This window comes from Mesorhizobium sp. M7A.F.Ca.CA.004.12.1.1 (genome assembly GCF_003997835.1).
In the GTDB taxonomy this organism is placed as follows: Bacteria; Pseudomonadota; Alphaproteobacteria; order Rhizobiales; family Rhizobiaceae; genus Mesorhizobium.
Genome location: NZ_RZRK01000090.1, coordinates 1 through 11,837, shown reverse-complemented (window position 1 = coordinate 11,837; position 11,837 = coordinate 1). Strand labels below are relative to the sequence as shown.

Annotated in this window: 9 protein-coding genes; all 9 read left to right on the top strand. The window is 56.8% G+C overall.

Annotated elements, in window-relative coordinates; translation table 11 throughout:
* On the top strand, positions 1 to 1,026 hold a 1,026-nt coding region (locus EN984_RS07265), incomplete at its 5' end, for a CocE/NonD family hydrolase (protein WP_127383682.1).
* Between the two features lie 316 nt (positions 1,027 to 1,342).
* Entirely contained in the window at positions 1,343 to 2,596 is a 1,254-nt protein-coding gene (locus EN984_RS07260) for a methylaspartate ammonia-lyase (protein WP_127270361.1), read from the top strand.
* A 15-nt stretch (positions 2,597 to 2,611) separates the two neighbouring features.
* On the top strand, positions 2,612 to 3,763 hold the full coding sequence (locus tag EN984_RS07255) for a CaiB/BaiF CoA-transferase family protein (RefSeq protein WP_127266647.1): 1,152 nt from the start codon (positions 2,612 to 2,614) through the stop codon (positions 3,761 to 3,763).
* Between the two features lie 107 nt (positions 3,764 to 3,870).
* Positions 3,871 to 4,785 carry a CoA ester lyase gene (locus EN984_RS07250; RefSeq protein ID WP_236383480.1) on the top strand — a complete coding sequence of 305 codons (915 nt, stop codon included), beginning with the start codon at positions 3,871 to 3,873 and terminating at the stop codon, positions 4,783 to 4,785.
* A 133-nt stretch (positions 4,786 to 4,918) separates the two neighbouring features.
* Positions 4,919 to 5,845 (top strand): LysR family transcriptional regulator, encoded by a 927-nt coding sequence (locus EN984_RS07245; RefSeq protein WP_127266646.1) that lies wholly within the window; start codon positions 4,919 to 4,921, stop codon positions 5,843 to 5,845.
* Between the two features lie 193 nt (positions 5,846 to 6,038).
* Positions 6,039 to 7,472 (top strand): NAD-dependent succinate-semialdehyde dehydrogenase, encoded by a 1,434-nt coding sequence (locus EN984_RS07240; protein ID WP_127266645.1) that lies wholly within the window; start codon positions 6,039 to 6,041, stop codon positions 7,470 to 7,472.
* Positions 7,473 to 7,499: 27 nt separating this feature from the next.
* On the top strand, positions 7,500 to 9,023 hold the full coding sequence (locus EN984_RS07235) for a fumarate hydratase (RefSeq protein ID WP_127266644.1): 1,524 nt from the start codon (positions 7,500 to 7,502) through the stop codon (positions 9,021 to 9,023).
* A 498-nt stretch (positions 9,024 to 9,521) separates the two neighbouring features.
* On the top strand, positions 9,522 to 10,019 hold the full coding sequence (locus EN984_RS07230; RefSeq protein ID WP_127266643.1) for an Lrp/AsnC family transcriptional regulator: 498 nt from the start codon (positions 9,522 to 9,524) through the stop codon (positions 10,017 to 10,019).
* 1,435 nt (positions 10,020 to 11,454) lie between these two features.
* Positions 11,455 to 11,837 (top strand): DUF4231 domain-containing protein (locus EN984_RS07225; RefSeq protein ID WP_206517409.1); only part of this gene is annotated, 383 nt, incomplete at its 3' end.

Sequence of the window (11,837 nt, the reverse complement as noted above, 5' to 3'; positions counted from 1 at the left end):
ACATTATGGGACGGAGCAACCATACTTGACTGGACGCCAGAGATGGCGGCGGAGCGGATATCTAAGTCCGGCATTCCTACCCAGAATTGGGCGAGCTGGTTTGATTCTGGCTCCGCGCAAGGGGCCGTGCGCCGCTTCTTGTTGCAATCAAATCCGATGAACGTGATAATCGGTCCCTGGAACCACGGTGGAGCGATACCTTATGATCCGCTTCGGCCCGCCGATGAGGAAATCCTACCAACGTTTGCGACCCAGCAGGCCAATGATATCCGGTTCGCTGAAGCTTGTTTCAACGGCGAAGCCGCGCGCGTGGGAGGTAAGGTAGTTCACTACTACACGGTGGGCGAGGGTGCTTGGAAATCGACCACGTCCTGGCCGCCCGAAGCCAGGCGCAGACGGTGGTACATGTCCAGTGGTTCGCGGCTGGACTCATCGCCCGACGCCGCAGGTTTTGACTTCCTGCAGGTCGACCGAGATCTTGGCGACGTTCTAACAAACCGGTGGGACACCAACGGCGGCAGTGGGGGTAAAGTAGATTATGGAGATCGGCGTCAGTTCGACGAGGCTCGGCTTACCTATACCAGCGAACCATTGGCAAATGACCTCGAAATCACCGGGCATCCATTTGTTGAGCTCAATATCAGCTCTACGCGCGAAGATGGCAATTTCTTTGTTTACCTTGAGGCCGTGCAACCAGATGGGGTATCCCGGTATCTGACGGAAGGGCAGCTGCGGGTCCTGCACCGGAAGGTGTGGACCAACTCTCCGTTCGACGTTCTTGGTCCACAGCACAGCTTTCTTGAACGCGACGCCGAGCCTCTTACGCCGGGCGAAATTGCCACCTTGACGTTCACGTTGCACCCGATTTCCGCCCGCCTTTCGGTAGGTTATCGCTTGAGGGTAGTCCTCGCCGGAAGTGACAAGACTTCGTTCGCCAATGTGCCCGCGGACGGCGAGCCGCCATTGCTGAAGTTTTATCGCGGTCCCGGGGGCTGCTTCATCGACCTTCCGATCGTCGAGAAGTAATGCCAGTTGAGGTGCCTGCGATGGCGAACGAATATATCGTTCGGTAATCGGCATTGTTGTGGCGCGCTTTGGACGCCATCGTGGGGGAACTCTGTGCGGGGCTACTGTTCTCGCAATTGCCAACCAGCACCTTGCGGGCACGTCAATGGCAGCGTCAAGGCGACTGATCCGCCTTTCAGGCATGGGCCATCTCAAAACGCGATGGGACCGTCCCCGACTTTATATTGGCGGGTCCGGCGACAAGTGGCCCATAATCGATGCAACGCATGTCAGCATACCCCTTCATTAGTGTAATTGGAACATTCGAGCGAACGAAGTGCAGATCAAAGACGTCCTACTCGCATCTGGCAACGGCGCGTTCTTTTATGACGATCAGTCTGCCATTAGGTCCGGAGCGATCCAGGACGGCTTTATTTATCTTGGCGAACCGGTGACGCCTGGATTTACGTCCATTCGCGTTCCGGCGTCGTCGCTCAGCGTCGGACTTGTACTAGCGGACGACAGCGTCGTTTGGGGTGACATGATGGGCGTGCAGTACTCTGGTGCTGGCGGGCGGGATCCTTTGTTTGATTCTGTCCAAATTTCGGAATTGACGTCGCGGGTTGTGGTGCCGCGACTGTTGGATGTCGATGCGTCTCGTTACCTTGATGCCTGTGCGACGGTTTTAGAGGACTACGACCACAAGCAGTTACCTCTTGCGATCGAGTACGGCGTCAGCCAGGCGCTCCTACGCGCTGCGGCCCACCTTCACCGCACCACCATGGCGGAAATTCTGTGCAAAGAATTTGACCTAGCGCTGCCGACGTTCAGCGTTCCGATTTATTGTCAAAGTGGAGATGCGCGCGAAATCAACGTTGATAAGATGATTCTGAGGGCGGTGGACGTGCTCCCCCACGGTCTGATCAACTCGCGACAAAAATTCGGGACTGGCGGTCAGACCTTCATGGAGTTCGTGAGGTGGGTCGCGAGGCGTACGCGCGAGATTGGCCGCCCCGGGTATCATCCCGTGCTGCATTTCGATGTTTATGGCTGGATCGGCCAAGAAATTGGCATGGAGCCACAAGAGATTGCTGACTTTATCTGCAGGGTTGCCGAGAGTGTTCCGGCTTTCATTCTCAATGTCGAGTCCCCGGCGGATTTTGGTTCGACCCAAGCTCAAATCGAGAACTACGCCAAGATCGTATCGATCTTGGACAGTCGGGGCTCCAGCGCCCGTATAGTTGTGGATGAACGATGCAATACGCTAGAGGATATTCGGCTCTTTGCCGAAGCGAAGGCCACGCACCTCGTTCAAATCAAGACGCCAGACGTGGGCTCAATTGCCGATACAGCGCGAGCAGTTCTGCTGTGTAAGGCGAACAAAGTAGGGGCGTATGTCGGGGGAAGTTGTACCGAGACGGATCTCTCGGCCCAGGCTACAGTCCACGTTTCGCTAGCGACCCAGGCCGACATGATGCTCGCAAAGCCCGGCATGGGTGTAGACGAGGCATTCTCCATTGTTGGGAACGAACAAAATCGGCTTCTGGCGACGCTGAACCGTCGTCGGACTCAAAACGAGCTCGTAAGATGAAAAAAGCGGTGTCGCATGCAGAACTCTCTTGAGAGGATCACTGTCGTAGCCGTGGAGCAGGCCGTGGCTGCGCCTTATGCGTCCTCTCGTCTTGCGGATGCCGGCGCGCGTGTCATCAAGATCGAAAGGCCCGAAGGAGACTTTGCCCGAAACTACGACAAGTTGGTGCGTGGGCAGAGCGCTTACTTTGTTTGGCTCAACCGGGGCAAGGAGTCGGTCTGTCTCGACTTGAGGTTGGAGGAGGACCGGGCCGTGCTCGACATCCTTATTGCCGGCGCCGACGTCTTTATCCAGAACCTGAAGCCGGGAAGCATCGAAAAATTGGGATTCGGGTCTGCTGATCTGCGTCGACAATATCCGCGCCTGATCACTTGCGACATCTCTGGGTTCGGGGACAGAGGGCCATATTCCCACTTGAAGGCTTATGATCTTATCGTCCAGGCTGAAACTGGTCTATGCGCAATTACCGGCAACAATCAAGGTCCCGCCCGTGTTGGAGTCTCGGTCTGTGACATCTCGGCGGGCATGACAGCGCACAGTGCCATTCTTCAGGCACTCTATCACCGCGAGGTCACCGGCGAGGGGACCAGTATTCAGGTATCGCTGTTCGATGCCGTCGCCGACTGGATGAACGTGCCGGTTCTGCAAAACGACTATAGTGGGTACCGCACCGTACGCGCAGGCGTGAAGCACCCGTCGCTGGCGCCGTATGGCGCGTATCGTTGTGCCGATGGCAAAGATGTCGTCTTTTCGGTTCAGAACGACCGCGAATGGGTAAATTTTTGCGAGAAGTTCCTGAAGCAGCCGGAGCTTACATGTGCACCTGGTTTCGCCGATAACATGGAGCGCCTCGATCACCGTGTGCAACTTGATGACATTATTGAACGCCGGTTTTCCCAACTATCCTGTAACGAAGCAATGCAGGAACTTGAGGTGGCCGGCCTAGCATATGGCCGGCTGCGCGAAGTGGCGGATGTTTCAAAACATCCCCATGTTCGCAGAGTTGAGGTTGAGACACCCGATGGAACGATCGAGACGATCGCGCCGGCGGCGATTTTCAACTTGGAGCGGCCATCACTGCGTCCAGTTCCAGCCCTTGGCGCCCATACCCATGCTGTCCGCGAGGAGGTTCTGAGGCGTTTGCGCGGGACGGCCGCCTCGGCATGAGCGGGTATGTCCGCAAGAGGGGTGCGGTTTTTGTTCTAAAGAGCCTACGTGCCTCGGATCATCTTTCACTGGCACCGCCTGGCTATAATCGACCGCGAAGCCTCTTTATGATAAAGGACACCTTTGTGGCCGTTGACGGCGCAATGTCTTTACCACGCTGGAGATCCCTGCTCTTCGTACCCGCTCACGTTCCGCGCTTTGTGGAGAGGGCGCATGAGCGGGGTGCAGATGGCGTCATTGTCGACCTGGAGGATTCTGTTCCCCAGGATAAAAAGAGAGAGGCGCGGCGGCAGCTTTGTGCGTCTGTGGCTAAGGTGGGCCGCAAGGGCGCGTCTGTTTTGGTCCGCGTGAATCGTAGTTTGCGCGCCTTGGCGGCAGATCTTGATGCAGCCGTCGTGGCAGGTGTTGATGCACTTGTTCTTTCAAAGACGGATTCGCCAGAGTGGGTGTCCGAAATTGCGGACGCGGTCTCAGAACTTGAACGAGAAAGAAATCTTCCGTTAGGACGTATCCGGTTTCTTGCCCAAATCGAGACCCCAGGTGCCTTGCAAAAGCTATCGGCCATTGCCTCGTCCCATCCCCGGATGGTCGCAATGGCCCTTGGCCCTGAAGACTTCAGTGCCGCTGTTGGCGGCGCGCCAGAACTTGATCTTCTCTTGACGCCAAACCTTTCTGTTCTTTTTGCCGCCCGTGCGGCCGGGTTGCTCCCGCTGGGCTTCATAGGAAGCATTGGCGCGTTCTCTGACACTCACAAACTTCGTGAGGCTGCGGAGCGTGCACGGCGGCTCGGCTTTGCTGGAGCTTTGGCGATCCATCCAAACCAGGTTGCCATCTTCAATGACGCTTTTTCGCCAAGCCCACAGGAACTCGAATGGGCCCGTCGTGTCCTCGCGGCGGAGAAAGATGCGACGGCGCAGGGCATAGGCGCATTTGCCCTGGACGGAAGGATGGTCGATCCACCTGTTATCCAAAGGGCCCGGGATATCATCGCCACGGATCCGGGCGCCGGGTTGGGCGTCTGAGGCCTCAGCGGTTGGTTACCAAACTGGAGCGACCCTACGCTAGGCGTTATGCAACTCGGCACAATTATTGCTGTCGCGCCATCGCATTTCGAGATAGATTACATCATTGCAGTCCGCCCTCGGAAGAGTACCCGTGGAAATCAGGCAGTTAAGATACTTCGTTGGCGTGGTCGAAGCAGGCAGTTTCACGAAGGCCGCTGGCTTTCTGAATGTCGCCCAGAGTGCGCTGAGCCTGCATGTGCGTCAACTGGAGGAAGGCTTCGGCACTCAGCTGCTGATACGCGACAGGACCGGTGTGAGCGTGACGGCGTCAGGAGCCAAACTGCTCGATCGCGCTCGGGCGATTCTTAAAGAAATTCGACTTACCGAGGTGGAATTGACCAACACAGCCGCTTCCCCTGCAGGGGAGGTGACTATTGGCATTCCGTCTGGAGCTGCTCGCGTCCTGAGCGGTCCGCTGCTTGAGACGGTAAGACACGAACTGCCCAAGGTGTCCCTCAAGATGGTCGAGGGTATGACGGGACCGCTAGAGGAATGGATGGCGGCTGGACGCTTCAATCTGGCGGTTCTGTACCGCACAGCAGACAGTGTGGGGCGAATGACTGTGCTAGCGCGCGAAGATCTTTGTCTGGTGGTTCCGTCCGGCGAGCCACCGTTTGAAGATGCGATAGCTCTGGCCGACCTGCATGCATTCCCCCTGGCGGTTCCCATGCGCAACAACAATGTCAGGCGTTCGGTGGCTGATGTCGTCGCGCAACACGGTTGCGCGCTGGACGTCAGGTTTGAAGTGGACTCCCTCTCAACGATCATCAACATGGTCGTAGAGGGAAAAGCGCATTCTATTCTCGCCCCGTCTGCGGTTCAGAAAGAAGCCTCCCAAGGGCTGGTCCGGACGGTCAAGATAGTCGATCCGGTGATTACCCGCTCCGTGGTGCTCGCTGTAAATCCCAAAGATGAGCGTTCTGCGGCCGTTTCTGCGGTCCGCAAGCTCATTCCGAAGGTCGCCAGAGAATTGATTGAGAGCCGGGGCTGGGTAGCATCGGCTCCTGACGCGACCTGAGAACCATCGATCTGTAAACAACGGCATGACTTCCTTGCTGTCGAAACAGATCGATCTGGATTCCAGATGGATTTAGGCACTAATCGATATTTGACCCGCTGCGACCATCGCGATGAAACTGGCTCAAGCGAGCTCAGCGGCTTCGAAAATTGAAACGGCGCTCGCATGGCCAGAATCACAAGTGGAGCCCGCGATGTCCCACGCCAGGAGCTACGAGCTCTTCATTAATGGCAAATGGCGAGCCGGTGGTAGCCGAGCCACTTTGCCGGTGATCAACCCGGCGACGGAGAAGGTATTTGCCTCAGTGGCCTCGGCTACGGTTTCAGACTTGGATGAAGCTCTTACTTCGGCAGAACGCAGCCGCAAGGCGTGGTCCTCACGACCCGCCAAAGAGCGTGGCGAGATCCTCGTCTCTGCCGCCAGCATTCTGGCTGAGAAAGCTGGCGCGGCAGCCAGGGACCTGTCGTCCGAACAGGGAAAGACGATTGCCGAAGCAACAGGAGAGTACGCGCGCGCAGTCGAAACGCTGGAATGGAATGGCCGGCATGCCGATGAGTTGTCGACCCCGATTCCGTTGGGTCCGAACAGGATGATCGTCCCGGAGGCCCTCGGTGTCGTCGCTGCCTTTACGCCGTGGAACTATCCAGCCGTTCTCATCGCCCGCAAGCTCGCCCCCGCGCTGGCGGCAGGCTGCCCGGTGATCCTCAAAGGGGCCGAAGAGACGCCAAGCGTGGCTGTCCATATCGTGGAATCTTTGCGTCAAGCAGGGATACCGGAAGGCGTGGTCAACCTGGTGTTCGGTGTTCCTGTGCATATATCACGGCATCTGCTCAGTTCGCCAATTGTCAAAGTCTTGACGTTCACGGGGTCGACCGCTGTTGGGAAACAGCTGGCCACACTGGCCGCGAATAATCTGCAGCGCTGCATCCTTGAGCTCGGTGGACATTCCCCGGTTATTGTGTGCGAAGATGCCGACCTGGCAACGGCGATACCGGCTATTTCGGAATACAAATTCGAGTGCGCGGGCCAGAGTTGCAATGCGCCCAGCAGGATTCTTGTCGCCCGATCCCGCTATGAGGAATTCCTGTTCCGGATGACGCAGGCGGTCCGAAAAATCAGGATCGGTCCACCGGATGACCCTGCAACGCAGATGGGTCCCATGGCAAACGCGCGGCGAATCGAGGCCATGCAACGCCTGACCAAAGATGCGGTAGAGGGCGGCGCCCAAATCGAGACCGGTGGCACCCCCCTTGACCGACCGGGGTTTTACTGGCCGCCAACCATCCTGACTGGCGTACCGAAGGAAGCGAGAGTGCTTCATGAAGAGCCGTTCGGACCAATTCTCACCGTGGCTCCTTTCGATACGATCGAAGAGGCGATCGATGAAGCCAACGCCACGGAGTACGGTCTGGCCGCCTACTTGTTTACTGGCGCGGCCGATACGCAACAGAGGCTTGTGGGCGGTCTTTCTGCGGGCGCTGTTAGTGTGAATTACCTGAAAGGGGTTTCCGCTGATGCCCCTTATGGAGGAGTCAAGCAAAGCGGCTATGGATATGAAGGCGGCGAGCAGGGGGTGCGAAGCTTCCAGATTCTGAAAATGGTCAATGGCCTCGGTTCAATTGGATAAAATCCGGTGGGAAACAGAACACGGACCATGGCCGGTAGCGACATCACAAGGAGCGTCGCCGACGCCCTTCAGTACATCTCGTACTATCATCCTCCAGATTATATCCGGTCTCTTTCTCACGCATACACGCGAGAACAGAGCCCGTCGGCGAAGAATGCCATAGGTCAGATTCTGCTGAACTCCCGCATGGCGGCCTTTGGGCGGCGCCCGATTTGTCAGGACACCGGACTTGTGGTTGTCTTCGCAAAGGTCGGCATGGATGCCCGCATTAAGTCAACGGCCAGTTTCGCTGATCTTGTGAATGAGGGCGTACGTCAAGCCTATCTCGATCCGGACAATCCCCTTCGGGCATCGATCGTTGCGGATCCCCTCGCTAGACGGGTCAACACCCGAGACAACACGCCGGCAGTTGTCCATGTCGACCTGGTGCAAGGTAACCAGATTGAGATCACCATCGCCGCGAAAGGCGGCGGGTCGGAGAACAAGGCACGTTTTACCACCCTCAATCCCACCGCCTCCGTTGCCGACTGGGTGGTCAATACCGTTTCGACCCTTGGCAGCGGGTGGTGTCCACCTGGACTGATCTCTGTCGGCATCGGTGGTAGCGCTGAAAAGGCGATGCTGCTGGCCAAGGAGGCCATGAACGAGCCCATCGATATGGCGGAACTGATCGCAAGGGGGGCGTCAAGCGCAGAGGAGGGGCTGCGGATTGAGCTTTATGAGCGGATCAACGCGCTTGGTATCGGCGCCCAAGGCCTTGGTGGTCTGACGACAGTCGTTGACGTCAAGGTTGCGACCTATCCTACTCATGCAGCGTCCAAGCCTGTGGCGCTCATCCCGCAATGCGCCGCCAACCGGCACCTGAAGTTTACTTTGGACGGCTCTGGACCCATCAGCCTCCAGCCGCCCGATTTGCGCGAATGGCCCGACATCGGAGCCGACGAATTGAACCCAGCCGGCGTCCGGCGGGTCAATTTAGATACGCTGACGAAGGAAGAGACGGCATCGTGGCGCTGCGGTGAAACGCTCCTGCTGTCTGGAAAGATGCTGACGGGCCGTGACGCTGCCCACAAACGAATGGTCGAACTGATCGATGCCGGCAAGCCGCTTCCAGTCGATCTGCGGGGACGCGTGATCTACTACGTCGGTCCCGTCCGGGCAGCGAGAAATGAGATCGTTGGACCCGCCGGTCCAACAACCTCCAGCCGCTTGGACGATTTTACGGACAAGGTGCTCGCCGAAACCGGCCTTTTCGCGATGGTGGGCAAAGCGGAGAGGGGACCGGCGGCCATCGCCTCGATTGTAAGACACAAAACGCCATACCTTGCTGCAGTGGGTGGCGCTGCGTACCTGATCTCAAAATCGATTAAGGCGGCGCGGATCGTTGCCTTTGAAGACCTGGGCATGGAAGCCATCTATGAATTCGATGTGCAGGACATGCCTGTTATCATGGCCGTCGATGTTGAGGGAAACTCCATTCACAATTCCGGGCCTCTTGAGTGGCGTAAGCGTATGGCGGCCGACAGCATCGCACGCAACATCGGCGTTTGAGTCTTTCCGTTGGGCGATTTCGGCCAGACTCCCGCGCCAAATTGTCGGGCAAGCCGTAAGACGAGCGGCATTTGCGGTGCCATGCGCCTCGGCGGGCCGGACGAGCAAGGCCTTCAATTCACTCCAATAGCTGAATGTGCCAGTGAATACTGCATTGAATATGCCGTACACGCGATCGAGGCTCGAATGACGTCGCGGCGTCTATCAAGTACGGCAGCGGAGTTCAGTAAATGGGTTATCTATTTATCAGGAGGTCTCCGCCGCGGCCGGCTATCCTCTCCAGCTGCATCATTGCCCCGTTAGGCGTCGGGGCGATAGCCAAACTACTTCTGCAGCTTTTCTCAGCTGATCGCTCTCCCTCAGCTGATTTTCGTACCCATTCTGGCACATCTCGGGCCTGGAACGGATGCCTTCCACTGCTACATTCGCTCGTTTCAATTGATGATAGAATTGATCGGCACACAACGCGATGTCGATCGCTGCTTGAGAGCATAGGTTATGAAGTCGAAACCCGATCCCGTGCAACTCGACAGTTGGGACGTCCGGATTCTCTCCGAAGTTCAGGCAGACGGTCGGATTTCAAAAAGTGAGCTTGCAAAACGAGTTCATCTTTCGGCGTCCGCCTGTTCGGAGCGGCTCCGAGCACTCAAGGCCGCAGGGATTATTGAGGGATTTTATGCGCGACTGAGTCCTGCCCTCATCGGCGGCATGATCTTTGTGATGGTGGAGGTCGTGCTGGATCGTCATCGTCTTGAGGACCAACGACTCTTCGAAACTGCAATCCAAGAGATTCCGGAAATCCTGGACTGCTGGGCAATTGGGGGGCGCGTGGATTATCTGATGCGGGTCGCATCTCGTTCTATGGCCGCCTATCAGGATTTCATGGAGGGACTGCTGCAGGCAGGCTTGGGGATTGATCAATACTATAGCCTTGTCGTCACGAAACCAGTGAAGTCCAATTCACCGATACCTTTGTCCGCCCTGAGGCAACGGTGAAACCGAAAGTTTAAGTTTCAACGGTGTTTGGCACGGATCCCGTAGATTCGTCGGCAAAAGGCGCCCATTCCGACGAAACTCAAGGGACATTTGCGGTATAGTAATTGCTGGAAAAACGTGGCCGAGCGCTATGATGGCGAGGAAGGACGATGCGCTTGAGCAATCTGGAACCGATCATTCCAGGAGACGGATCGAAGCAGCCATCGGACGCACTTGGCCAGCACGGTTACGGCGAGAAGCCAAACCGGATCGTGCCTGGTTGAGGAGGCGTCCATATCTAAGATGCGAAGTGCCGAAAAATGCCTCTACCGCTACTTCAAGGGGGGAACTTTCGCCCTGGATTGGCGATCAGTGGCGATTGAGCTTAGTCGCGGTCAGCGCATCCGTGTAGGGGGCGAATCTACAGCGAGGGTTTGGCAAGCCGACGGGTAGCGGGAGTGCAAGCTGGCCCGCTCGGCCTTGGCGACCAACCCGGCCCTCGACGCCTGCGGACATTCGGAGATCGCTCCATCGCGTTTTTACGTCCTAAGTTCGTTGCTGATCGAGATTAGGAGATCGTCTGTCCTGTTTGACATTGCTGGTCTCCGCAGCCTTCTAAGCGAAGAGCATGGCTGTGCCGGGGTCGCGTAGGTGGGTGACAAGGCCGGTCACTCCTGCCACCCGACGTGGTCTTTGAGAAGGTGGAGGTTGCGCTACCGGCTGGAGAGCATGGTGCCAGTTTTCACAAGACAAGGGTCGCTTAATCGAATGGGCGTCAAGTTCATAGATTGCGAACAGATCATGGGGGGATTTGAATAGTGCTACTGACCGAGGCAGAGCTGAAAAGAGTTGCGAATGCCAGTCGAGGGCATAGAGCCGCATCGATCGTTCTAAAGGAAGAGACGGCCGCAGCTACAGCCAGATCGTCATTCGACGTTTTTCTGTCACATTCTTTCAAGGACGCAGAGATCGTTCTCGGTGTGAAGCGAATTTTCGAGGAGCTTGGGTTCACTGCTTACGTAGATTGGGTCGAAGATTCACAACTGGACCGCACAAAAGTCTCCTCGGCCACCGCCGAGTTGCTGCGGACCCGTATGAGGCAGTCAAAGACGCTAATCTATGTGCATTCAAACAATTCTCCAGGATGCAGATGGATGCCTTGGGAGCTTGGCTTTTTCGATGGGTTTCGGACCGCGGTAGCGGTTCTGCCCGTGGCAAAAAATTCTTCGGAAACATTCTCCGGGCAAGAATTTTTGGGCCTATACCCTTACATTGATGGGACAGGACCTGCATTCCTGTTTATGAACAGAGGGACCGCGCCTCGCCCAAGAATAGGCTCTGTAAGCTCGACTGCTAACCTCACGTTCGCCAAATCCTGGCTAAAAGAATTTACCGCCACAAAATAGACTGGTGTGCTTCAAAAATGAAATATCCTGGACTCTATAATAGCGCCGACGTGGCATCCAACGAGCAGCAGGCGACGTTTCTGCGCCTGATCCGGGCAGAGTACGTTCTTCTTTTTTTAGCGTCGGTGCTCTCTTTGGACTTGTCGCCATCAAAAGCCTATTTCGGTGTCTATGCTGCGGTATTTCTTTGCTCAATGGGAGTCCTCATTTTCCGGTCGGTCACAAAGCCCGAGCAGGTCTGGTATCAGGCTCGAGCTCTGGCAGAGTCGGTGAAGACATTGACTTGGCGCTTCGCGATGCGAGCACAGCCGTTCGATGACGCGCGCGCCGCTGACGCCAGAGCTGATTTTCGAAAGCTCATAGAAGGTATCCTTGATAGCAATCGTCACCTTGGTAGCGCGTTGAGCGGCACCGATTCAGCATCCCCCCAAAC